The 25501-nt window shown below is 43.8% G+C and carries 22 protein-coding genes and 1 pseudogene; 21 read left to right on the top strand and 2 right to left on the bottom strand.

All coding sequences use genetic code 11. The features are described 5' to 3' along the window. Positions 1-15: 15 nt before the first annotated feature. The 13 genes from lpdA (at position 16) to J2S25_RS09535 (ending at position 14978) form a co-directional block, all read left to right on the top strand. A complete protein-coding gene (lpdA, locus tag J2S25_RS09475) occupies positions 16-1437 on the top strand; it encodes a dihydrolipoyl dehydrogenase (RefSeq protein ID WP_044393763.1) in 1422 nt (473 codons plus the stop codon). Between the two features lie 54 nt (positions 1438-1491). Further along, entirely contained in the window at positions 1492-2487 is a 996-nt protein-coding gene (locus J2S25_RS09480; protein ID WP_307191768.1) for a thiamine pyrophosphate-dependent dehydrogenase E1 component subunit alpha, read from the top strand. A 12-nt stretch (positions 2488-2499) separates the two neighbouring features. Next, positions 2500-3483, top strand: a complete 984-nt coding sequence (locus tag J2S25_RS09485; RefSeq protein WP_044393767.1) for an alpha-ketoacid dehydrogenase subunit beta — start codon at positions 2500-2502, stop codon at positions 3481-3483. A 21-nt stretch (positions 3484-3504) separates the two neighbouring features. Further along, positions 3505-4800: a dihydrolipoamide acetyltransferase family protein gene (locus J2S25_RS09490; protein WP_044393768.1), complete on the top strand. Its 1296-nt coding sequence runs from the start codon at positions 3505-3507 to the stop codon at positions 4798-4800. A gap of 178 nt (positions 4801-4978) precedes the next feature. Further along, on the top strand, positions 4979-6934 hold the full coding sequence (locus J2S25_RS09495; RefSeq protein ID WP_307191769.1) for a methylmalonyl-CoA mutase family protein: 1956 nt from the start codon (positions 4979-4981) through the stop codon (positions 6932-6934). Next, entirely contained in the window at positions 6921-9101 is a 2181-nt protein-coding gene (scpA, locus tag J2S25_RS09500; protein ID WP_044393772.1) for a methylmalonyl-CoA mutase, read from the top strand. The genes J2S25_RS09495 and scpA overlap by 14 nt, the downstream gene beginning before the upstream one ends. Next, positions 9101-10231, top strand: coding sequence for a methylmalonyl Co-A mutase-associated GTPase MeaB (meaB, locus tag J2S25_RS09505; RefSeq protein ID WP_307191770.1), 1131 nt, complete (start codon positions 9101-9103; stop codon positions 10229-10231). The genes scpA and meaB overlap by 1 nt, the downstream gene beginning before the upstream one ends. Before the next feature lie 191 nt (positions 10232-10422). Next, on the top strand, positions 10423-10860 hold the full coding sequence (locus J2S25_RS09510) for a BrxA/BrxB family bacilliredoxin (protein WP_044393776.1): 438 nt from the start codon (positions 10423-10425) through the stop codon (positions 10858-10860). A 196-nt stretch (positions 10861-11056) separates the two neighbouring features. Then, complete coding sequence (locus J2S25_RS09515; protein ID WP_044393778.1) at positions 11057-11848, top strand: transporter substrate-binding domain-containing protein; 792 nt, start codon at positions 11057-11059, stop codon at positions 11846-11848. A gap of 83 nt (positions 11849-11931) precedes the next feature. After that, entirely contained in the window at positions 11932-12591 is a 660-nt protein-coding gene (locus tag J2S25_RS09520; protein ID WP_044393780.1) for an amino acid ABC transporter permease, read from the top strand. Next, positions 12584-13306, top strand: a complete 723-nt coding sequence (locus tag J2S25_RS09525; protein ID WP_044393782.1) for an amino acid ABC transporter ATP-binding protein — start codon at positions 12584-12586, stop codon at positions 13304-13306. Before J2S25_RS09520 ends, J2S25_RS09525 begins: the two co-directional genes overlap by 8 nt. Before the next feature lie 132 nt (positions 13307-13438). After that, a complete protein-coding gene (locus J2S25_RS09530; RefSeq protein WP_044393784.1) occupies positions 13439-14428 on the top strand; it encodes an aromatic acid exporter family protein in 990 nt (329 codons plus the stop codon). Between the two features lie 28 nt (positions 14429-14456). Beyond that, positions 14457-14978, top strand: a complete 522-nt coding sequence (locus J2S25_RS09535; protein WP_044393786.1) for a L,D-transpeptidase — start codon at positions 14457-14459, stop codon at positions 14976-14978. A gap of 232 nt (positions 14979-15210) precedes the next feature. Here J2S25_RS09535 and prli42 read toward each other — a convergent pair whose 3' ends face one another. Further along, on the bottom strand, positions 15211-15306 hold the full coding sequence (gene prli42, locus J2S25_RS20040) for a stressosome-associated protein Prli42 (RefSeq protein ID WP_157841607.1): 96 nt from the start codon (positions 15304-15306) through the stop codon (positions 15211-15213). A 208-nt stretch (positions 15307-15514) separates the two neighbouring features. Here prli42 and mce point away from each other — a divergent pair, with 208 nt between their 5' ends. The 7 genes and pseudogenes from mce (at position 15515) to J2S25_RS09575 (ending at position 22253) form a co-directional block, all read left to right on the top strand. After that, the gene (gene mce / locus J2S25_RS09545) at positions 15515-15928 is read left to right on the top strand and encodes a methylmalonyl-CoA epimerase (protein ID WP_044391105.1); all 414 of its coding nucleotides are present in this window, start codon (positions 15515-15517) and stop codon (positions 15926-15928) included. Position 15929: 1 nt separating this feature from the next. Continuing rightward, complete coding sequence (locus J2S25_RS09550) at positions 15930-17480, top strand: acyl-CoA carboxylase subunit beta (protein WP_044391104.1); 1551 nt, start codon at positions 15930-15932, stop codon at positions 17478-17480. Positions 17481-17554: 74 nt separating this feature from the next. Next, the gene (locus J2S25_RS09555) at positions 17555-18676 is read left to right on the top strand and encodes a tripeptidase T (protein ID WP_044391103.1); all 1122 of its coding nucleotides are present in this window, start codon (positions 17555-17557) and stop codon (positions 18674-18676) included. A gap of 331 nt (positions 18677-19007) precedes the next feature. Next, complete coding sequence (locus tag J2S25_RS09560; RefSeq protein WP_044391102.1) at positions 19008-19535, top strand: matrixin family metalloprotease; 528 nt, start codon at positions 19008-19010, stop codon at positions 19533-19535. Positions 19536-19551: 16 nt separating this feature from the next. Beyond that, on the top strand, positions 19552-20139 hold the full coding sequence (locus J2S25_RS09565; RefSeq protein WP_044391101.1) for a hypothetical protein: 588 nt from the start codon (positions 19552-19554) through the stop codon (positions 20137-20139). Positions 20140-20803: 664 nt separating this feature from the next. After that, a pseudogene (locus J2S25_RS09570) lies at positions 20804-21706 on the top strand (IS1595 family transposase). Between the two features lie 64 nt (positions 21707-21770). After that, complete coding sequence (locus J2S25_RS09575; RefSeq protein WP_044390360.1) at positions 21771-22253, top strand: chemotaxis protein CheW; 483 nt, start codon at positions 21771-21773, stop codon at positions 22251-22253. A gap of 49 nt (positions 22254-22302) precedes the next feature. Here the strand turns inward: J2S25_RS09575 and J2S25_RS09580 are convergent, their stop codons facing one another. Beyond that, a complete protein-coding gene (locus J2S25_RS09580) occupies positions 22303-24015 on the bottom strand; it encodes a methyl-accepting chemotaxis protein (protein ID WP_044390362.1) in 1713 nt (570 codons plus the stop codon). Between the two features lie 181 nt (positions 24016-24196). On the opposite strand from J2S25_RS09580, the gene J2S25_RS09585 reads away from it, so the two are divergent. After that, positions 24197-25489 (top strand): DNA polymerase IV, encoded by a 1293-nt coding sequence (locus tag J2S25_RS09585; RefSeq protein ID WP_044390363.1) that lies wholly within the window; start codon positions 24197-24199, stop codon positions 25487-25489. Positions 25490-25501: the final 12 nt, after the last annotated feature.

Genomic DNA, 25501 nt, shown 5'->3' on the forward strand with positions numbered 1-25501 from the left:
AGAGGAGGGGTACAGATGACTCAAGAATATGATTTGGTCATTCTTGGTGGCGGTACAGGCGGATATGTAGCAGCAATCAGGGCTTCACAGCTTGGCCTGAAAACTGCCATTGTTGAAAAAGGAAAGCTGGGCGGAACTTGCCTGCATAAAGGCTGTATACCAAGTAAGGCATTGCTCAGAAGTGCTGAAGTTTATGCGACTGCAAAGAATAGTGAAACCTTCGGTATTACTGTCGGTGAGGTCACCGTGAATTTCACCAAGGTTCAGGAGAGAAAAGAAAAGATTGTCGAACAGCTACATAAAGGTGTCCATCACTTGATGAAACAGGGGAAAATCGATGTTTATGAAGGGTTGGGAAGAATCCTCGGACCTTCGATATTTTCGCCTATGCCGGGAACCATTTCCGTTGAAATGAACAATGGGGAAGAGAATGAGATGCTTCTGCCTAAGAATGTCATCGTTGCAACTGGATCCCGTCCGCGTACGCTTCCAGGGCTTGAAGCTGACGGCCAATATGTCATGACTTCTGATGAAGCGCTTGTCATGGAAGAACTTCCTAAATCGATCATCATCGTCGGCGGGGGAGTCATCGGAATAGAATGGGCGTCGATGCTCGCGGATTTCGGGACAGAAGTTACTGTCATTGAGTATGCTGATCGCATCGTTCCAACGGAAGATAAAGAAGTCTCTAGGGAAATGCAGCGCGCGATGAAGAAAAAAGGCGTGAAAATCATAACGAGTGCCAAAGTCCTTTCGGAAACATTGAAAAAGGGTGATGGTGTCAGCATTGGTGCTGAAGTGAAGGGTGAAACGAAAGAATTTTTTGCTGAAAAATTACTTGTTTCTGTTGGACGTCAAGCGAATGTGGAAGGAATTGGACTGGAGAATACAGAAATCGAGCTAGAAAAAGGCTATCTTCAGACAAACGAGTTTTTCCAGACAAAAGAGTCCCATATTTATGCAATTGGGGATGTCATCGGCGGTCTGCAGCTTGCTCACGTAGCTTCACATGAAGGAATCGTAGCAGTGGAGCATATTGCCGGAGGAAACCCGGATCCAATCGATTATACGCTTGTTTCTAAATGCATCTATAGCTCTCCTGAAGCTGCAAGCGTAGGGCTGACAGAGGATGAAGCGAAGGAAAAAGGTTTTGAAGTAAAGACTGGAAAGTTCTCTTTCAAAGCTATAGGAAAAGCACTTGTATATGGAGAATCAGATGGTTTTGTAAAAATCATAGCTGACAAGGCAACGAACGACATTCTTGGGGTGCATATGATCGGTCCGCACGTAACGGATATGATTTCGGAAGCAGGCCTTGCAAAAGTACTGGATGCGACACCTTGGGAAGTTGCGCATACAATCCATCCGCATCCGACATTATCGGAAGCTATTGGAGAAGCCGCCTTAGCTGTTGAAGGAAAAGCAATCCATTCTTAAATTTTTTAGAACAAGAACTATTTTTCGAAGGAAAAAAGCATGGGAGGAATAAACATGGCAGAAAATCGTCACGCTGCAGTTGGCTTAAGTGATGAAAGGGTTATGGAAATGTATGAAACAATGCTGTTGGCCCGCCGCCTCGATGAGCGGATGTGGTTGTTGAACCGCTCCGGGAAAATTCCGTTTGTAATTTCCTGTCAGGGGCAGGAGGCAGCACAGGTGGGAGCTGCTTTTGCGCTTGATCGCGACAAGGACTATGTGCTTCCTTATTATCGTGATATGGGAGTTGTCTTAACTTTTGGCATGACAGCAAAGGATTTGATGCTTTCTGGTTTTGCCAAGGCGGAAGACCCTAACTCTGGTGGGCGCCAAATGCCAGGGCATTTTGGACAAAAGAAAAACAGGATCGTTACAGGTTCTTCACCGGTAACAACGCAGGTTCCTCATGCTGTCGGCATTGCTCTCGCGGGGAAAATGGAGAAGAAAGACATTGTTACATTGGTTACATTTGGTGAAGGATCATCCAATCAGGGTGATTTCCATGAAGGGGCTAACTTTGCTGGAGTTCATAAGCTTCCTGTTATCTTTATGGTTGAAAATAATAAGTATGCAATCTCAGTCCCTTATGAAAGGCAGGTTGCTGCCGAGAAGGTATCTGATCGAGCGATCGGATATGGAATGCCTGGCGTAACCGTTGATGGGAATGATCCGCTCGAAGTATACAAAGCGGTCAAGGAAGCTGCAGACCGCGGACGCCTTGGCGAAGGCCCGACGCTGGTCGAAGCGGTTTCGTACCGTCTGACACCACATTCTTCTGATGATGACGACAGAAGCTACCGTACGTCCGATGAAGTTGCAATAGCGAAGACAAAAGATCCAATCATCACGTTTGGTGCTTATCTGAAAGAGAGTGGCCTAATGGATGAGGAGAGCGAAAAAGCGATCAATGACAAGATCATGAAATTGGTGAACGAAGCAACAGATTACGCTGAAAACGCTCCGTATGCAGAGCCTGAACATGCATTAAAATACGTTTATGCTGAAGAGTGAGGAGGAACGAAAATGGCGGTAATTTCTTATATAGAGGCTGTAACAATGGCAATAAAGGAAGAAATGGAAAGAGATCCGAGAGTTTTTGTTCTCGGGGAAGACGTTGGAAGGAAAGGCGGAGTGTTCAAAGCAACGCAAGGCCTGTACGAGAAGTTTGGCGATGATCGGGTTATTGATACTCCTCTTGCAGAGTCAGCAATCGCTGGAGTCGGTATTGGTGCAGCAATGTATGGCATGCGCCCAATTGCTGAAATGCAGTTTGCTGATTTCATCATGCCTGCTGTCAACCAGATCATTTCTGAAGCTGCGAAGATACGGTACCGATCTAACAACGACTGGAGCTGTCCGATGGTCATTCGTGCTCCTTACGGCGGCGGCGTCCACGGTGCGCTTTACCATTCACAGTCGGTGGAGGCGGTTTTCGCGAATCAGCCTGGTTTGAAAATTGTCATGCCATCCACACCTTATGATGTGAAAGGACTGTTGAAGGCGGCGATCAGGGATGAGGATCCAGTATTGTTCTTTGAACACAAGCGTGCTTATCGATTGATTAAGGGAGAAGTTCCAGAAGATGATTATGTTTTGCCAATCGGTAAAGCAGATGTGAAGCGTGAAGGGGAAGACATCACTGTTATTACATATGGCCTCGCTGTTCATTTTGCACTACAGGCTGCTGAAAAGCTCGCAAAGAATGGAATTTCTGCTCACATCCTCGACCTTCGCACTGTATACCCATTGGATAAGGAAGCTATCATGGAAGCTGCTTCTAAAACAGGAAAAGTTCTTTTGATAACGGAAGACACGAAAGAAGGCAGCATTATTAGTGAAGTATCTGCGATTATAGCGGAAAACTGCTTATTCGAACTTGATGCTCCGATCAAGAGACTGGCTGGCCCGGATGTTCCTGCTATGCCATATGCTCCTACAATGGAAAAATACTTCATGATCAACCCGGATAAAGTGGAAAAAGCAATGAGAGAGCTTGCTGAATTTTAAATCCAGAAGGAGGGTCTATCTGTGGCGATCGAACAAATCAAAATGCCTCAATTAGGTGAGAGTGTTACAGAAGGAACGATCAGCAAATGGCTGGTCTCTGTTGGTGATAAAGTAAGTAAATACGATCCGCTTGCCGAAGTCATGACCGACAAGGTAAATGCTGAGGTACCATCTTCCTATACGGGGACAATTAAAGAATTGATTGCAAATGAAGGAGATACTTTTGCAATTGGTGAAATTATTTGCACTATGGAAGTAGATGGCGGCAGCACCGACGAAGCTCCAGTGGCAGAGGAGTCTGCAGCAGAAGCTTTAATAGAGAACGCTGCACCTGCTGCTGTCGGCGGCAAGGAAGGAAATAAAGCAAGATATTCACCAGCCGTCTTAAAGCTTGCTCAGGAACATGCTATCGACTTGACTATGGTGAATGGAACCGGGGCAGACGGAAGAATTACGCGGAAGGATCTTCAGCAAATCATTCAATCCGGAAACATCCCTCAGCCAGCTGCCGATGCACCTAAGGTTCAAGCTTCTGAAAACACAGATGCTCCAGCCAAGCCGGCAGCACCATCTCAGCCAGTAGCACCGGAAGCTCCTTCTGTACCAGTTGCTGCTGGTGACATCGAAATTCCGGTGACTGGAGTTCGCAAGGCGATTGCTGCGAATATGCTACGCAGCAAGCATGAAGTTCCGCATGCTTGGACTATGGTCGAAGTGGACGTTACGAATCTTGTGGAATACAGAAATAGCCTAAAGGATCATTTCAACAAAAAAGAAGGTTTCAACCTTACGTTCTTTGCCTTCTTCGTAAAAGCTGTCGCCCAGGCATTGAAGGAATTCCCACAAATCAATTCGATGTGGGCTGGCGACAAGATTATCCAGAAAAAAGAGATTAATCTTTCCATCGCGGTTGCGACGGATGATGCGTTGTTCGTACCTGTCATAAAAAACGCAGACGAAAAAACAATTAAAGGCATTGGTCGCGAAATCAATGAACTTGCCCAAAAGGTACGTACTGGAAAGCTTCGTTCCGAGGATATGCAAGGCGGAACCTTTACCGTCAACAACACAGGCTCGTTCGGTTCCGTTCAGTCAATGGGTATTATCAATTACCCACAGGCTGCGATTCTTCAGGTAGAATCAATCGTTAAGCGCCCTGTCGTGATGAACAATGGCATGATCGCAGTTCGCGATATGGTGAATTTATGCCTGTCCCTTGACCATCGTGTCCTGGATGGCCTTGTTTGCGGACGATTCCTGGCAAGGGTAAAAGAAATCCTGGAAAATACATCAAAAGAGACGACTTCCATCTATTAATTCAGCTCTAAAAACGCCCAGAACTAGTTCTGGGCGTTTTCCTATGTAAATAGGAAAAAGTCATTCGTTGCTAGAAAAGCATTCGTATACTAAAATAAAAGAGAAATTAAAAATTAGAATTTTATCACAATTCCAAGTGAAGGAGGGAAGACTGTCTGAACGATAGACAGGGAATTATATGACAATCGAGAGTATGAAGGCTGCTGCATTTCATAAGGCAGAATTAGATGATTGGCAAAAAAAAGCTGCTGCTTCACTTAAAGAGAAATCAATTCAATCGCTTTATACCGATACATATGAAGAGATCATTCTTAAACCTCTTTATACAAAAGCCGATTTACCTGACGGATGGACCGGAGCACTTCCCGGCACACCAGACTACAGGCGCGGAATCGAACCATTAGGATACCAATCTGTAACCTGGCATATAGCAAATCGTCTTTCTTACAAGGATGTAACGGAACTGAAAGAAAAAATGCACGCTGCTTTAGCAAAGGGTCAAACCGCGATTTCCTTTGAAGTAAAGCCCAATTTGTTCATGGACCCTCGTGGATTGGCAGAATTCTTCGCTTCTTTTAAAAATAACTACCCTTTAAGTTTGAATGCAGGATTGCTTCAAACACCGCTTCTTGCGGCATTGTCTGTTGCTTGCCAAGAGGAAGGGACTTCAAGGAAGGTTTCAGGATTTGTCGCGGCGGATCCTGTTGCTGAAGCAAGTCTAAATGGGGGATTGCCAAAAAAAGAAAAGATATTTTTTGCTGAATGGGCAAGGATGCTGAAGGAAGCAGACCAGCAATGGCCACAACTAAAAACAGTGCTCGTCCATACCGTTCCTTATCATGACAGCGGTGCAAGTGCGGTGCAGGAACTCGCTGCCAGCATTGCTACTGGGGCATACTTGCTGCAGCAATTGCTTGACCAGGGCTGGGAATCGAAGAAAGCGTTGTCAAAATTTGTGTTCCATTTTGCGATCGGCTCGAACTTCTTCATGGAAACAGCCAAGCTCAGGGCTGCCAGGATTGTATGGAGTAAAATAGCGGAAGCATACGGTGCTGAACCTGAAGACCAGAAAATGGTTCTATCAGCTGAGACTTCAACGTATACGAAAACGATTTTTGATCCGTATGTAAACATGCTCAGGACTGGGAATGAAGCTTTTGCTGCAGTGCTGGGCGGCATACAGTACCTGCACACAGGAAGCTTCGAGGAAGCAATGGGAACCGTCAGCACCTTCTCTGAAAGGGTGGCCCGCAACACACAACTAATCCTGAAAGCAGAGGCGCATCTCGAAAAAGTAGCCGATCCTGCTGGAGGATCTTGGTACTTGGAATCCTTGACTAATGAACTAGCTGAAAAAGCATGGGATCTATTCCTTGAGTTGGATAGCAGGGGAGGCATTTATCAGGCCTTGAAGTCCGGTTGGCTTCATGAACAGATTGACAAGACGGCACATGCTAGGGAAGAGGATCTGTTTAAACGGAAAACGAGCATCGTCGGGACAAATGTGTATGCCAATCTATCAGAAACAGTTCGCCAGCCAGAAGTACAGAACAGTAATCGTCCATATTTTGGAGGCACACTTCGTGACTGTAAAAAAATGATTGAATCAGAAGAGCCGCTATTAACAGGGTTTGAAGACATTGAACAAAGTTTTACACGACTAGAACCGAAACGTTTATCACAACCATTTGAGAAACTAAGATTCAGGGCAAAGGTTCTGGAGAAAATAGGGCAGCGTCCAGTAGTTGGTTTACTCTGTCTTAACCAGTTGAAAAAACATAAGCCAAGGGCCGATTTCATTACTGGTCTTTTATCAGCGGGTGGAATTTATACGCTAAAGAGCGACGAGATCTATACAGTTCAGGAAGCGCTGGATTTCATTAAAGCATCGAGTGTAAAACAATTTGTCATCTGTGGGGACCAGGCTTCCTATCACTCATTTGGTCCCAAGCTGGCGCTTGAGATCATGAAGAAATATGATGTAAAGCTTTATCTCGCAGGTATCCCGGAGAAAAAAGCAAGCGAATGGAACACTGCTGGAATCGGGGATTTTCTGCATGTAAGAAGCAATGCTTACCAGTCCCTATCATCGATTCTTCAAGAAATGGAGGAAGGCAACAATGCGAAAGCCTGATTTCACAAAAATCACCTTATTTGCTGATGAAAAAAAGGAAGGCAAGGAGCAGGTTGACACTCCTATTAAAGAAAAGCTTGAAGACTTGTTGTTTGAGACAAATGAACAAATCAAGGTAAAGGGTGTATATACAAAAGAAGATGTTGAATCTGTTAAGCATCTGGATGGCATGCCTGGTCTTCCGCCTTACACAAGGGGGCCATATCCAGCGATGTATGTAAACCGCCCATGGACGGTAAGACAGTATGCGGGCTTTTCCACTGCGGAAGAAAGCAACGCATTTTACAGACGGAACCTTGCGATGGGACAAAAAGGTTTGTCTGTTGCCTTTGACCTTGCCACTCATAGGGGATATGATTCGGATCATCCGCGGGTGGAAGGGGACGTTGGAAAGGCAGGTGTCGCGATTGACTCCATCCTGGATATGAAAATTCTGTTTGATGAAATTCCGCTTGACCAGATGTCTGTGTCAATGACAATGAACGGAGCAGTCCTGCCGATCATGGCATTTTTTATCGTTACAGCCGAGGAACAAGGTGTGACGCAGGAACAATTATCCGGCACGATCCAAAATGATATTTTGAAGGAGTACATGGTCAGAAACACCTATATTTACCCGCCGGAAATGTCCATGAAAATCATCGCTGATATTTTTGAGTACACATCCCAATACATGCCTAAATTTAATTCAATCAGTATTTCAGGCTATCATATGCAGGAAGCCGGAGCGCCGGCGGATATTGAACTTGCTTATACCCTGGCTGATGGCCTTGAATATGTGCGGACAGGTTTGAAAGCTGGCATTGATATCGATTCATTCGCCCCGAGATTAAGCTTCTTCTGGGCGATCGGCATGAACTATTTTATGGAAGTCGCCAAAATGAGGGCGGCGAGATACATTTGGGCAAAAATGATCAATACGTTCCATCCCAAAAATGAAAAGTCAATGGCTTTGAGGACCCATTCCCAGACTTCAGGATGGAGCCTGACTGAGCAGGACCCCTATAATAATGTCATCCGAACATTAGTGGAGGCACATGCAGCAGCAATGGGCCATACACAATCCCTGCATACCAATGCGCTTGATGAAGCGATTGCGCTGCCAACAGATTTCTCGGCCCGCATTGCCCGCAACACCCAATTGTTTTTGCAGGAAGAGACCGGAATCACAAAAGTGATTGATCCATGGGCGGGTAGCTATTATGTAGAAAGCCTGACAGATGCGCTGATTGAGAGAGCTTGGGCGCATATCGAAGAGATTGAGAATCTTGGCGGGATGGCCAAAGCAATCGAAACTGGTTTACCAAAGATGCGCATTGAAGAAGCAGCTGCAAGACGTCAGGCCCAGATTGACTCTGGCAAAGAAATAATTATCGGCGTGAATAAATACAGGCTTGACCAGGAGGATCCGCTTGAAATCCTCGATATTGATAACTCTGCTGTTCGCGCAAAACAGCTCGAAAGGCTCAAGCAGCTGAAAGAAAATCGTGATAGTGAAAGAGTTGCAGTTGCTTTAATGGATTTGGCTGCTGTAGCTGAAACTGGGGAAGGCAATCTTCTGGAGTATGCTGTAAGGGCCGCTCGGGCACGGGCGACGCTTGGAGAGATTTCAGATGCCATTGAAAAAGCGGCAGGAAGGCATAAAGCAGTCATTCGGTCAGTGAGCGGCGTATACAGTGCCGCCTTCACAAATGAAGAAGAAATTTTAGAAGTCCAGCAAATGACAAAGGAATTCCTCGAAAATGAGGGGCGCCGACCGAGAATTATGGTAGCAAAGATGGGGCAGGATGGCCATGACAGGGGGGCTAAAGTCATTTCAACCGCATTTGCAGACTTAGGCTTCGATGTCGATATCGGCCCGTTGTTCCAGACACCGGAAGAAACAGCCATCCAGGCAGTGGAAAACGATGTCCACGCCATAGGGATCAGCTCGCTGGCAGCAGGGCATAAAACGCTGTTGCCCCAGCTCGTTCATGAACTGAAAAAGCTGGGCCGTGAGGATATTGTTGTCCTAGTCGGCGGAGTCATCCCTGCACAGGACTACCAGTTTTTATATGACAACGGAGCCAGCGCGATTTTTGGGCCAGGAACAATCATACCGATTGCAGCCCAAAAAGTGTTGCGGACAATCTATGAACGCTTGGGCTATGAGGAAGTGTCCCAATAATGAAGGACGAAAAAAGGCCAGAATGGTATGAACCGAAAAAGGCTGATTTCTTTTCAAGCACCTTGAAGCCCGGTGTTTCAGGGAATGATCCTGGGGACGAATATCCTGTTAAAACAGGACGTTTCGTTAAGAAAACAGCAAACCGTAAAATAGATCCTTATACCCTTGCAGTGGAAATCAGAGGCGGAAACAGAACCGCGCTGGCAAAAGGAATCACCTTGATTGAAAGCAACGCAGAACGTGATTTTCAATACGCCCAATTGCTATTGCAACATCTCCTAACTGATTCGGGAAATTCCATTAGGATAGGCATTACAGGTGTTCCGGGAGCTGGGAAGAGTACGTTTATTGAGAGTTTCGGCAGCTATCTATGCGACCTAGGACACAAGGTTGCAGTACTTGCCGTGGACCCTACCTCAACTGTAACGGGCGGAAGTATCTTAGGAGATAAGACAAGGATGGAAAAGCTTGCAAGAAATCCACGAGCTTTCATCCGTCCCTCCCCATCTGGAGGGAAACTTGGAGGAGTACACCGGAAAACGAGGGAAACGATGTTAATCTGTGAAGCAGCAGGCTTCGATGTGATCCTCGTTGAAACGGTCGGGGTCGGACAGAGCGAAGTCATCGTCAGGGATATGGTCGATTTCTTCCTGCTGCTTGTCCTCACCGGTGCAGGGGACGAACTTCAAGGCATGAAAAAAGGAATCATGGAACTTGCGGATTGTGTTATAGTCAATAAAGCAGATGGTCAAAATGAACAGGCGGCCAAAAAGACAAAAGAAGAATATAACCGAATTCTTCCTTTCCTGCAGCCGGCAACAAAGGGTTGGCAAACGACCGCTTTAACGAGCTCAGCGTTGCACGACAAAGGGAACGACGAAATATGGAATAGGATCTCAAACTTCAAGAGCCTTACTAAGGAAAGCGGTGTTTTTGAGGAGAGAAGAAGGTTTCAGATAAAGGAATGGCTGAATGATCTAATCATCGACCAGCTTCAGATGAATTTTTTTCAGCACCCTGCTGTCAAAAGTTTGCTTCCAAAAATTAAAAATGAAGTGATATCAGGTAACACGCCCGTTGCCTCTGGCGTCGACGAGTTATTCAAAGCCTATTTTGAAGCCAGAAAATAATAGAGCATGATTCAAAAAAAGCGGACAACAGCATATGCCGTTGTCCTCCATTTAGGGAGTTTAGGGGTATGGATCTAGCTGTGTTGTTACCTTTCCCGGATTTCCGGAAAGTTAAACTTACTTTGAAAAATTTACGTTAGTTGGTATCATTAGTGAAGTACTAAATAATTCCTAGCAGAGGAGAGATTTCAATGAGCATGGATTTTAATTTTTTCATGAATGATGTAGTCCGTCAGGCACGCCAGGAAATTGTGGCAGCTGGATATACAGAACTGACCACTAGCGAAGATGTAGAACAGGCTATTGCTAAAAAGGGGACAACGCTGGTCATGGTGAATTCCGTTTGCGGATGTGCTGGAGGCATCGCTCGTCCAGCGGCCACGCATGCGCTGCACTACGATAAGCGTCCTGACCAACTTGTTACTGTTTTTGCCGGCCAGGATAAAGAAGCGACAGAAAAGGCCCGCAGCTATTTCACCGGATTTCCGCCTTCCTCTCCTTCCTTTGCCCTTTTGAAGGATGGAAAGCTTTGCAGAATGATCGAGCGCCACGAAATTGAAGGCCACGATCCAATGCAGGTAGTAAATAAACTGCAAGAAGCATTCGAAGATTATTGCGAAGAAGTATAAATGAAAAAGGATCTCGGTTTTCCGGGGTCTTTTTCACTAAAAAAAACAGTTAATTTATAAAGAAAAATATTATTGCATAATTATTAATATGTGTTAAAATACACTTTAGTTAATAAATATTAGTTCGATCGCTTAGAGAAATAGATTGAACAGTAGTATATTGATAAAATATCTGTTATAAATAGGGGGAAGACAAGTGAAAAAGACAGTTGCAATAGGAATCATTGGCATGTTGATGATGGCAGTTCTTGCTGCATGCGGAACAAGCCCTGAAAACACTTCAGGTAGCGGCGGAGAAGAAAAGAAGATCTTGAAAATGGGAACGTCAGCGGATTACCCGCCATTTGAATACGTGGACACAGCAAAAAGCGATGAAATCATTGGGTTTGACGTGGATTTAGCTAACCTGATCGCAAATGAGTTAGGCTATAAAATTGAAATCAAGGACATGGATTTCAACGGCCTTATTGGTGCAATCCAGGCAGATAGCGTAGACTTTGTCATGGCAGGTATGACTCCTACTCCGGAACGGAAAAAGAGCGTCGACTTCTCGGATGTTTACTATACAGCACAGCATATGATCGTTTCTGCAAAAGACAGCAATATTAAATCAATCGAAGACCTAGCAGGAAAGACCGTTGGAGTTCAGCTATCCTCCGTTCAGGAAGAAGAAGCTGGAAAAATTGCGGAAACAGTCGATATCAAAATCGAAAAGCGGACAAGAATTCCTGAACTCGTTCAGGAAATCAAAGCTGGACGCATCGACGCAGCGATTATTGAAGATACTGTAGCGAAAGGATATTTTGACAATAATCCTGACTTGGAAGGATTCACACTGGAAGGTGGAAGCGAAGAAGAAGCAGGTTCAGCTATTGCATTCCCTAAAGGAAGCAAACTGACCGCGGATTTCAACAAGGTTCTGAAAGAAAAGATGGAGAATGGGGAAGTAGACAAGTTGATCGTTAAATGGTTTGGCGGAGAAAAGTAAAAAGCAAAACAGGCGTTCAGAATGCTTATGTCTTCTGGGCGCCTTTCTCCTTCATGAATTAGACAGAGAGGGCTGTTAACAATATGGATCTTGATTTTACCGCCATCCTCCCTTCATTGCCTTATATTTTAAAGGGAATCGGCGTGACACTGAAAATCGTTTTAGTAGCAGGTCTTCTGGGCTTTGCGTTCGGTATCATCCTTGCGATTTTTAAAATCAGCAAATACAAGGCGCTCCATTGGTTTGCGGATATTTATACATCCATCTTCAGAGGGACTCCGCTCATCCTGCAATTGATGATCATTTATTACGGAGCTCCGCAGATCATCGGCTTTGAAATATCATCTTACTATGCTGCTGTTGCTTCCTTCTCTTTGAACTCTGCCGCCTATATTTCCGAAATCATTCGCGCCGGTATTTTAGCCGTGGACAAGGGGCAAAAAGAAGCAGCGCAGGCTCTTGGTGTACCTGGAAATCGCATGATGTGGGACATCATCCTGCCCCAGGCATTGAAAAATATCCTGCCAGCATTGATGAATGAATTTATCACCCTGACGAAGGAATCGGCAATCGTAACGGTTATTGCTGCAAATGATATTATGCGGAGAGCATATATTGTCGGTGGAGACCAATACCGATTTTTCGAGCCGATGATTTTTGCCGGTATGATCTATTATCTTATGGTCATCTCCTTGACATTCGTTGGGAAGCTAGTGGAAAGGAGACTGAGACAAAGTGATTAACGTACAAAATCTTCATAAATCATTTGGCCGTCTTGAAGTTCTGAAAGGAATCTCAACGTCAATCAAGAACGGAGAGGTTGTTGCCATCATTGGTCCTTCAGGTTCTGGAAAATCGACCTTTCTCCGCTGTCTCAATTTACTGGAACAGCCAACAAGCGGCAAAATTATAATAGGCGCAGATAATATTACTGATAAAAAAACGAATATCATGAAAGTCCGCGAGAATGTTGGCATGGTGTTTCAGCACTTTCATCTATTCCCGCATATGACCGTGCTGCAAAACATCACCTATGCACCATTAAAGGTGAAAGGCATTAGCAAGTCAGAAGCAGAAAAACATGGTCTAGAACTGCTGAAAAAAGTTGGGCTATCCGAAAAAGCAAATGAATATCCAAGCAGATTGTCAGGTGGCCAAAAACAGCGAGTAGCGATCGCTCGGGCGCTTGCGATGGACCCTGGTGTTATGCTGTTCGATGAGCCTACTTCCGCACTGGATCCAGAAATGGTCAAAGAGGTATTAGAGGTCATGAAGTCGCTGGCTCATACCGGTATGACGATGGCCATTGTCACACATGAAATGGGCTTTGCACGCGAGGTGGCGGACCGCGTTCTATTCCTCGATGGCGGAGTTCTGGTAGAAGATGCGCCACCAGCTGAATTTTTCAGCAGTCCGAAGAGCAGCAGGGCTAAAGAGTTTCTTGATAAAATGCTATAAAAAAAACCGGCAGCTTGCTTTTCATAACAATGATATATCTGATAAACTATGAATGATCATATCCTGAATGGTATGATCTTCTTTTTATTAAGTTTTAAGTTGAGAAAAGTTGGTTTGATAGGAGAAATTACTGTGAAATTCAGAATTGGTTATCGGACTTTAAAAACAGCACTTGGTACGGCGCTCTCCATTATCATTGCCCAGTTTTTTGGCTTCGAGAATTTTGTTTCGGCAGGCATTTTGACGATTCTCTGCATCCAGGTGACAAAAAAGAGGTCGCTACAAGCATCATGGCACCGGTTTATCGCCTGTATTATTGCGATGGCTTTCTCTGCGGTGTTTTTTGAGGGCATTGCCTACCATCCAGTTGTGATTGGACTGCTGCTGCTGTTTTTCATCCCGACCGTTGTCATGTTTGGGGCAAAAGAGGGAGTAGTGTCGAGCAGCGTCATCATCATGCATCTCTACTCGGCTGGAAATGTAACAGGCAGTCTTTTATTCAATGAATTAGGAATCATCACCATTGGAATTGGGGTAGCGTTGATCATGAATCTTTATATGCCAAGTGTCGATTACAAGCTTGAGCATTACCAAAGTGAAATAGAGGCGTTGTTCAAGAAAATTTTCAACGAAATTTCCAAATATCTCCGAAACAATGATTCCACTTGGGATGGCAGGGAATTGACGGAAACATCCATTTTGCTTGATAAAGCAATTGGTCTGGCGATTCTTGATGTCGAAAACAATATTTTGAGAGATGAGAACTTATACTATCAGTATTTTAAAATAAGAGAAAAGCAATTTGAAATTATTGAGCGAGTGTTGCCATCGATCACGTCCATTCCTCAGCACGTTGCGCAGGCTAATATGGTTGCTGAGTTTATCGAGGATTTGGGAAAAGGCATCCACCCGGGGAATACGGTTGTATTTTATCTGGAAAAATTATTGAGGATGAGAGCTGAATTTGAAAATATGGAGTTGCCGAAAACAAGGGAGGAATTCGAGGCGCGGGCTGCCCTGCTTCATTTCGTCAATGAAATGGAACAATTTCTTTTGTTAAAACGGTCATTTAAAGGTATGAATACGGGGAAGAATAAAAGTCAGCCGGCTGCGGCAAACTAACGGAAAAAAAGACAACGGAGGGATCAGCATGCCGATGTTTATCTCCATGCTTCTTGCAGTTTTCATTTTTTCTCCTGTCTGGCCGTTGGGAACAAATCCACTGCCGGGGGACCCATTTGTGATTGTAAATAAAAAAACGAACGAGGTCGCTTTGATCAATGAGAACAGAGTGCAGACGGTTGTCAGCGCAGCAACAGGCAAATCAGCGGACCTGACACCTGAAGGTCTTTTCACCATAACAGTCAAGGCTGCTAACCCGTATTATCGAAAGCTTGATATTCCAGGAGGGGACCCTCGAAATCCGCTGGGTAGCAGATGGATCGGTTTTGACGCGGAAAACACAGATGGCCGAACCTATGGAATACATGGAACAAACGACCCCTCCAGTATAGGAAAAAAAGTATCGAAAGGCTGTGTCAGACTGCAAAATGAGGCGGTTGATTCCCTCTATGAGTATATTCCATTGGGAACAAAAATCCTGATTACTTCCACTGAGAAAAGCTTCCTCCAGCTGGGCCAAGAGCACGGGGCGATCAGAACAAAAAAATGAGGACTGTCAGACGACAGCCCTTTTCTTGCTGTTTAGGAAATTATTAAATTATTTAGTTGTGGATAACTACTTGTGGTTTTCTTAATCCAGCTCCAGCGCCTAGCCCCTCGAGTCGCTTCGGTCCGCTCGATGTACAGGATGTGCTAGATCCGCCAGCCACAGGACGTGGCGTTATCGGCGGGCAGCGCTTGTCGGGGCTGTTCGAGGCGCTTGCGCTTTTTGTTCTTTATCTCTATAGGAAGGTAGCTAAGCCCATTAGAAGGGTCGAAGCCAGCATAGTAAGAAGCATAACGTAAACGACTGCTTTTCTGATATTCGGTTTCCGCATGAAAAATTCCCCCTTCCACTTTCCTATTCTCCTTCTATTATTTTACCTTGCAAGAACCGTTTCAACAACCACTTTGATTAGGATATTGTCTATATTCTCCTTTTTACCAAAATCACGCTTTTCACGATGTAAAGGAGAAGGTTTTGCGACAAATTTGTCGAATAGTAAAATAATTAACTATTTTTAAATAATGGTTGGAGGGAAATAGATGATAAAAAAAGTTGATCACATCGGCATTGCTGTCAAATCTCTTGAGGATGCCCTCCCGTTTTATACAGACGTACTGAAGCTGCCATTACTGGGGATTGAGGAAGTGGCCAGCGAAAAGGTGAAAGTCGCTTTTCTGCAAGCGGGAGAAACGAAGCTGGAACTTCTGGAGCCACTATCAGAGGATAGTGCGATTGCCCATTTTATGGAGAAGCGTGGGGAGGGGATCCACCATGTTGCCCTAGGAGTTGAGTCGATCCAGGACAGAATCGACGATATGAAGAAAAACGGGATCAAGATGATTCAGGATGTACCAAAGAAAGGTGCAGGCGGAGCACTTGTAGCATTCATGCACCCGAAATCGACCGGCAGCATTTTATACGAACTTTGCCAGAGTAACAGGGAGGCTGAATAAAATGACAGACATCTATGAAAAAATTAATGAATTATATGATCGACGCAGGGAAATCGAATTGGGTGGCGGTGACGACCGAATTGAAAAACAGCATGAAAAGGGCAAGCTGACAGCCCGTGAACGAATCGAACTACTTGTGGACCCAGGCAGCTTTGTAGAATTGAATCCATTCATCCAGCATCGCAGCACCGATTTTGGGCTAGAGAATCAAAAGGGACCCGGGGATGGAGTAGTCACTGGTTATGGAAAAGTAAATGGCCGGGCGATCTATCTTTTTTCTCAGGATTTCACCGTTTTCGGCGGTGCGTTGGGTGAAATGCATGCAAAGAAAATCGCTAATGTGATGGATCTTGCCGCCAAAAATGGCGCTCCATTTGTCGGATTAAATGATTCCGGCGGAGCAAGGATCCAGGAGGGTGTCGTTTCTCTTGATGGCTACGGTCAGATCTTTTACCGTAATTCCATTTACTCAGGGGTAATCCCCCAAATATCCGCGATTATGGGACCTTGTGCAGGGGGAGCAGTGTATTCACCAGCGATTACTGACTTTGTATTCATGGTCGAAAAAACGAGTCAAATGTTCATCACCGGGCCAAAAGTAATCGAAACGGTTACAGGTGAAAAAATCTCCGCCGAAGATTTAGGCGGTGCCATCGTACATAATACAATCAGCGGCAACGCTCATTTCCATGGCCAATCCGAAGAAGAAACATTGGAGCAGGTAAGAATGCTGTTAAGCTATCTGCCACAAAACTATGAAGAAAAACCTCCGCGTCTTGAAGCAGATGATCAGGATGACTATCGTCCAGACTTAACAGACGTGATTCCATTTGACGCTGTCAGGCCTTATGATGTGCGCAGCGTAATCGAGCAGGTTGTCGATCCTGGTTCATTTTTGGAAATACAGAAGGATTTCGCCAAAAATATTGTGATTGGCCTTGCGAGAATCAAAGGGGAAGTTGTTGGTCTTGTCTGCAACCAGCCAAAGGTGATGGCAGGGGGACTTGATATCAATTCATCCGACAAAGCAGCTCGATTCATCCGATTCTGCGATTCTTTCAACATCCCAATTATCACCTTTGAAGATGTGACAGGATTTTTTCCGGGAATCAAGCAGGAGCATGGTGGGATCATCCGCCACGGTGCAAAAATTCTCTATGCTTATTCAGAAGCAACTGTTCCGAAACTAACGGTTATTTTACGGAAAGCATATGGGGGAGCATATGTTGCCCTGAACAGTAAATCCATCGGGGCAGATCTAGTTTTTGCCTGGCCAAATGCCGAAATTGCAGTAATGGGACCACAGGGAGCCGCAAATATTATTTTCGCCAAGGAGATTCAGATTAGCGAAAATCCTGACCAGACAAGACAGCAAAAAATCAATGAATATCGTGATAAATTTGCGAATCCATATGTCGCGGCCAGCCAGGGAATGGTCGATGACGTCATTGATCCGCGTGATACACGGATCAAATTGATTCAGGCACTTGAGATGCTCCGGACAAAGAAAGAAGCCAGGCCGGGCAAAAAGCATGGCAACATTCCGCTATAGGATTTAGTGTTTGGTGTTGTCCGTCCATTAGCGTTATACTCAAGTAGTATATACATAATTGGAGGTTGGCCAGGATGATTAATAACGAACGTTTATTGAATGAGTTTTTAGAGCTTGTCCAAATTGATTCCGAAACAAAGTATGAAACAGAGATCGCTGGCGTTCTCAAGCAGAAATTCGCGGCCCTCGGAGTGGATGTCATCGAGGATGATACGACTGCACAAACAGGGCATGGTGCTGGTAACCTGATCTGTACTTTGGAAGGGACAAAAGAAGGTGTCGATACCATCTACTTCACTTCCCATATGGATACAGTCGTACCGGCAAATGGAGTAAAGCCATCCATCAAAGATGGTTATGTTGTCACAGATGGGACAACCATTCTTGGTGCAGATGACAAGACGGGACTGTCAGTCATGCTTGAAACGATTCGTGTCCTGAAGGAACAATCGATCCCTCATGGAACAATCCAGTTCATCATTACCGTCGGGGAAGAATCAGGGCTTGTTGGTGCCAAGGCATTAGCTTCTTCTTTGGTAAAAGCGAAATACGGATATGCACTCGACAGTGACGGCAAGGTAGGAAACATTATTGTCGCCGCTCCTACGCAGGCGAAAGTGTCGGCTGTCATTCATGGCAAAACCGCCCACGCAGGTGTTGCTCCTGAAAAAGGTGTTTCCGCCATTACGATCGCTGCCAAAGCAGTGGCCAGAATGCCGCTTGGCCGTATTGATGGAGAAACAACCGCAAATATCGGCCGTTTCCAGGGCGGAACACAGACAAATATCGTGGCCGACCGCGTCGAAATTCTTGCTGAAGCCCGTTCGCTAATCCCGGAAAAAATGGAAGCGCAAGTGGCAAAAATGAAGGAAGCATTCGAATCAGCTGCACGGGAAATGGGCGGAAAAGCTGAAGTGGATGTCCAGGTTATGTATCCTGGCTTCAAATTCAGTGAAGGCGACCTGGTTGTGCAACTGGCTCAAAAAGCTGCCGCAAAAATCGGCAGAAGCTCAGAATTGCTCCAAAGCGGCGGCGGAAGCGATGCGAATGTCATTGCCGGCTTTGGTATCCCGACAGTCAACCTGGCAGTTGGCTATGAAGAAATCCACACAACAAACGAAAGAATGCCAATCGAAGAGCTAGAGAAGCTTGCCGAGATGGTCATCGCATTGATTCAAGAAGTAGCTGCACAATAAAAAATGAGAAAAAGTAGGCTTCCCTGCACGGGGAAGCCCTTTTTATAAGAACTTACAGATTTTAATAGACATCTTGACGCTTTCTCCAAATGATGAACAGATGGACAATTATCAGCTTCTTGGCTTTGCAGAACAGGTTTATAATGTCATGTTTGAATTTGTTGCCCATCGAATACCAGAACCTTTGGTGAAATATACAACATTATAGAGAGAAAGACTGTCTGATATAATTTCTGAAAATTTTAAAAAAATAATTTTTTTGATAGACTAGGATTTTCTTATCTGGTATTCTATCTTTGCAAAAACCATAATATAGAAAGGAAGTCATAAAATGAAAAAGAAAGTGATCCTTCCGCTTTTGTCCATTGTTATGTTTTTATTTGTTTCAGGGAGTAATGCATATGCTTATCTGTTTAACACTGCGCCAAAGATATACTACCCTACAGATGCTTATTACTGGGTAGATCCAGACTTTAAAAATTTTCAAAGTGGTTACAAGTGGACAGAAGTGGACCAATCCGTGAACAAGTGGGATGCGCTGCCAGAAATTCAATTTACCACAAGGGTATCCAGCACTTCTAACGCAGATGTATATATTGAATGGGCGAATGCTTATAGTGGAGATACTTATGGACGCTATGTCAGCGGTTCAAATGGCCATATCATTATTTACAAGGCTTGGTTCGAGTTAACTGAAACACAGGAAAGGGAAACTATTGTTCATGAGGTGGGGCATGCATTAGGACTAGCACATACTCAGAAAGAAAACGATAGTATAGCAGTAATGCGTCAATATAACTTTAACAATAAAGACTACCCTTTATCTGACGATAAAGCTGGAATTGCAAGATTATATTAAAAAGGGGTAAAAATAAATGAAAAAAATACTAATCGTTGGAATTTCCGTTTTAACATTAACATTTGGAGGTTTATTTGTTGCAAAGAACTTTAATGGTTCAGAGCCAAAAGTAATCAGCGATCATGCGAAAGTCGTATCATTTGAAACATTGAGTGAAATGGAAAATGAGAGTCCTATTATTGTTCGCGGAAAAAAATTAGGGAAGCTGGGTCAGAAAAAAGTAAAATCAAAAGTAAATGATAATATTATTTCCGGATGGACTGAAGCCGAATTCCTTGTTAAGGAAGTTATCAAGACAGACGGAAATGAAAAGGTCAAACCTAATGCCAAAATTAGTGTTGGTGAATTAGTCTATGAACACGAGGGTATTATTCATACGACAAATGGCTACAAAGAAATGAAAAACGGAGAAGATTATCTCCTGTTCTTAATTGAACGAGATGGTGTGCTCTCAATACGAGGAGTTACCTTTGGGAAAGTACCTTTAAACACAGATGACGTTGAGATGTATGCGGATGAAGACGAGCCGGAAGAAGAAGTAAAAGCAGAGCGGGCAAATTTTGCAAAATTGTTTAACGAAGCAAAAGAGAAGTACGGAAAGTAAAAATAAAACCCTCCAAGGCATGTATTGGCTTGGAGGGTTTATTTATTAAGTGTTTAATTTGTTTGCTATTTGACCAAATGGTATCTAGATGATAGCTCATCTGTAGGCCAACTTCCTCATAAGTTAAACCCGTATCTTCATGGAGTGATAGGATGGTCCGTTCAAATGAAGTCAACTTATCAAAAGGGAATGAGGCATTTTTTCCGATGATCCAATTCAAGCCCCAGTTCCTTTGTCTCGATTTCGAAATACAAGTCCTGGTACCAGTGTTCTTGTAATTTAATTTCACTTTCATGGTCTATGAATTCGTCATCGGTTTCTGTACGCCTAGAATAAAGAGGGTCTTTGAAAAGGGATTGGTAGTGGCAAGAAATGTGTTTTAATAGACATTTCAGAGAGAAGTTGAAGGCAAAATGTCCAGGAAATGAGTTGTTTTCTTAGACAGTTCCAGGAGAAGTAATCGGCAAAATGTCTATTAGCTGACCTTTTTTTTCAATATCCCTAAAAATGAAACGAAAGAATCCGATATAATACTTGGAAAACTGTTCATTCACCACGCAACGATAATAATCTATTCTGATTATCCATTTAGCTCAGTTTCCTCTTTTCATACGAACTAATGTTTGGTATACTAAAATCAAACATTGGTTCGGGAGTGATTTAGATGGCTAAAAAGGAATCTATGAATTTGATACAGTTTCAAAAAGCATTTCAAACGGAAGATGCGTGCCATCAGCATTTATACAAGATGAAGTGGTCTGATGGATTCCGCTGCCAAAAGTGTCAGCACGATCGGGCTTAAGAAATCAAAACCCGTAAACTTCCTTTGTATGAGTGTACGAATTGCCACCATCAAACAACGGTCACTGTAGGTACTGTGTTGGAGAAAACTCGCACAGACCTTGTAAAATGGTTTTGGGCGATTTACCTCATCGTTCATGACAAGCGTGGGGTTTCTGCCACGTTCCTTGCTGATGAACTTGGCGTTGCCTATCAAACCGCTTGGACGATCCAACATAAGGTCCGTAAAGCAATGGGAGAGCGTGATAGCATGTATACCCTAGCTGGCATTGTAGAGCTAGATGATGCTTTTTTCGGAGCGCCCACAGAAGGCGGTAAACGCGGGCGCGGTACGGATCAAACCCCCGTCCTTGTTGCTCTCTCGCTTGATAAGAAAGGTCATCCTAAATATCTTAAGATGCAAGTGATTCCTGACGTTAAAGGTGTTACACTTGTTACCTTTGCACAAAAGTTCATCGAGTCTGGATCAACCATTACAAGTGATAAGTACCGATCTTATAAAGCTTTGGCGAAAGAAGGGTTTAATCATGAAGCCAAACTCTTTAATCCAGTGGATAACCCAGATCATCTAAAGTGGCTTCATACGGTCATCTCCAATGCTAAAGCCTTTATTGGCGGGACCTTCATGGGTTGGATTCCAAACATTTGCAAGCCATACCTGGATGAATTCTGTTATCGATTCAACCGTCGAGCAATAAAAAACGAACTGTTTAACCGATTGGCTCAATGTTGTGTATCATCAACCACTGGACCTATACTGAGCTAGTTGGATAATCAGATAATCTATTATTACATAGGGATAGAACTTTAAATAAAGGAAGTGTACTCCAATGAAAGAAAGTACGAAGACGGTTGTATTCCAGGCAGGAAAAGAAGAATATGCTATTCCGATTCTTTTCGTTATCTCGATTGAAAAAATGGAAGGGATGACTGCGATCCCGCATATGCCTGACTATGTTACTGGCATCACAAAGGTAAGAGGGGATTTGATTCCAGTCGTAGATTTGGAAAAAGTCCTCTATAACCGGGATATTCAGGCAGATGACAAGACAAGACTGATCGTAGTGGAGACTTCTGACATCTCGCTCGGTATCCTGGTCAAGGATGCGAAGGAAATCCTTGAGATACCTCAGGAAAACTTAAAACAACCAGGTCTAATCGCATATCAAAATACTAAATTCATTACAGGTATAGCCAATGTGGAAAAACGGTTGATTATGGTCATTGATCCGGACACGCTAATCCAGTCGCTTGAGGGAATCAAAGAGATTAAGGACTATATGAAGAGTCAAAAACAGGAAATACCGTACTAGTTAGTGTTAGGAAACAAGCTGATCCTTCGGTGGTCAGCTTGTTTTGGCTTTATAGCTTAAAGCTGGAGAATGATTTTCTTAGATCCTCGGCCATGCTGGACAATTTACTGGATGATTCCAACAGTTCCTGCATGGTTGCATTTTGTTCCTCTGTGGTAGCTGCTACCTGCTCGAGGAATTGTGCAGACTTTGAAGATGCGGTAATGACCTCTGTCGCAGATAGCGCCATGAATTCAATCTTTTCATTCGCACTCATGACAGCTCTGCTGACAGTGTCTCCCTTCACGCTTACTTCTTCGATCGATTGAGCTATTTCAGTGAATAGGGCTGCCACTTTCCCGACAAGTTCATTGCCTTTCTGTACAGTAACCTGGCTTTCATCCATGACATTTACTGCCTGGTTCGTTTCTTTTCCAGTTTGTTCAAGAATTGCGCGGATGCTTTCTGCCGCTCCGGCTGATTGTTCAGCAAGTTTGCGCACTTCCTGGGCGACAACTCCGAAGCCTTTCCCATGCTCTCCGGCTCGTGCCGCTTCAATTGCTGCATTCAATGCCAATAAATTTGTCTGGTTAGATATATTAGTGATGATTTCAATGATTCGATGGATTTCCTGAGAATTATTCTTCAGGGAATGAATCACTTTGGCTAATTTCGTAACCTTTCCATTTATTTCGTCCATCTGTTCTGTCACATTGTAAGCATACAATTTACCCTGCTCTATTTTTTGCTTCGTATCTGAAGTGGTTTGCAATGTTTCGTTCATCGATCCTGTAACCTGAATTAATTGGGCAGAAACATTTTCGACAGCTTCATTGGTGCGTTCGGAAATCTTCACCTGCTCATCTGAGGCAGATGCAACTTGCATGATCGATGTCGTGATTTCATTGTTTGCTTCTGTGGTGGATTCTGCATTTGCCTTTAGATTTCGCGACATTTCATTAACCTGATTAGATGACGTAAGAATGCTGGAAATCGATGTTCTAAGGTTTCCGGATAATTGGTTCATTGCCTGGATAATCTGACCGACTTCATCCCTGCTCTTTGCCTGCAACGCTTTTATATTCAGTTCCCCGGCTGCGAGTTTTTTGCAGTAAGCAACCACATCCTTAAGGTTTTTACTGATGCTGCGGGAGACAAAGTACATTGCCACAGAAGAGATGATAAAGGCGATGATGATAAGGATGAAAGTATTACGGATCATGGAAGCAATTGAAGAATGGGTTTCATTCATGATTTTGCTCCTGTCATCCAGAATGGTCGTCTGCAACTGGTTTAATTTTTCGATATTCATATCCCTGATGGTTTCAGCTTTGTTCGCAAGACTGATTTGGGTGAAAATATCAACCTGTTCTCCGTTTTGCTTAAATTCATCCACAGTCTTTAAAATCTCATCAGACCAGATTTTGTCCATATGCTTATCTGTTATGACGATTGCCTCGAATAGGGTTTGAGCTTCTTCCGTTTTCACATTTGCTTTCAGTTTTTTAGCTGAAGCATCAAACTGTTCTGCGTCTTTTTTATATAGTGTAAGAAGTTCAGATTTTGGTTCAGTTATGTAGTCAGTAATGATGATGTATTTCTGGCGAAAAGTGGCCCCCATTTCACTAATCATGATCGCGTAATCACTTTTCTCCTCTGCCAGGTCGATCGCATCTTGAAGATTGCTCAAAACACTGGAAAGATAAATAAAACTGCCCAGGAAAATGACCATGATAAATGCGAAAACGTTTGCATACTTTCTGCCAATGGACCAATACTGCATAAAAATTCCCCCGTCAATGTAATATCTGTTTGTTGATTTTATCGGATTCCACAGCGGAATTTTTAACCTTTTCTATGTTTTCTTCACATAAAATTCAAATTTGTCTTTTAAACTTCAATTAAGTATAAGAACGGTTTTTTTGTTAAACTAGAAGGGAACGTATATTTGGGAAGTGGCTGACATGAAAGAAATGTATCCAAAAAAGGGCAGAGTCATTTTACATGTTGATATGAATAGCTTTTATGCATCCGTTGAAATGGCCTATGATTCGGAACTCAAGGGAAAACCACTTGCCATTGCAGGAAACCCTAAGGAACGTCGAGGAATCATTGTTACTTGCAGCTATGAAGCGAGGAAGTTAGGCGTCAGAACGACCATGCCGTTATGGGAAGCAAAAAAGCTTTGCCCTGAGTTAATCATAAAATCACCGAATTTTGACAGATACCGGACAGCATCTGCGGCTATGTTCGATATTCTGCGCCAATATACCGAACTAGTGGAACCTGTTTCCATTGATGAAGGGTATATGGATATTACGGATTGTGCTGATATCGGGGCACCATTGGAGATAGCTGAGAGTATTCAGAAACGGATTCTCGAGCAGCTGGATTTGCCATGTAGCATTGGAATTGCTCCTAATAAATTCCTGGCGAAAACAGCTTCCGATATGAAAAAACCATTGGGAATCACAATTTTAAGAAAGCGGGATATCCCAAGGATCCTATGGCCGCTCGGAGCCGGTGAGATGCATGGAGTAGGAACGAAAACCGCGGATAAACTAAAAAGTATCGGCATTCTATCTATTGGTGACCTGGCCAAAGCTAATGATATTCAATTGAAAGCCCTGTTAGGGATTAATGGCCTGAAGCTAAAAGAAAGAGCAAACGGTCAGGACAATAGAATGGTGGATCCCGAATCGGTCTATGACTTCAAGAGTATCGGCAATTCGACAACCTTGCCGAGAGATCTTTCGAATCAGCATGAACTCATGAAGGTGCTTGACCGCTTATCAGAGCAGGTAGCTGCCAGGATGAAGAGAAAGGAAGCTGTCGCAACCACGATTAGCATCATGATCCGGTTTAAAGATAGAAAAACGATTACAAGAAGCCAAAAGCTTCAGAACCCGGTGTCGAAGAAGGACGAAATTGCTACTGTGGCCAAAGCTTTATTTTTAAAACACTGGAACGGGGATCCTGTTCGCTTGCTCGGAATCACGGGAACAGACTTGTTAGAAGCGGATCGGGCTGTAAAGCAGCTCGACTTGTTTTCCTATGAACAGGATGCAAAAAAGGAACCTTTGCTACATACGATGAACCTGCTACGTGAAAAATACGGCAAAAAGATCATCGAAAGTGCGGGATTGCAGAGGAAGAAGCATTCTTCAAGAGAAAACGCTGGAGCTGGGACAAGCTTTAATAAGGATTTCCTTCAGGACCGCAAAGGAAAGGACGATTTCGAGAAAAAAGACTTTTAAAGTTGTTTAGCT

The organism is Mesobacillus stamsii (genome assembly GCF_030814065.1).
Classification (GTDB): Bacteria; Bacillota; Bacilli; order Bacillales; family Cytobacillaceae; genus Mesobacillus; species Mesobacillus stamsii.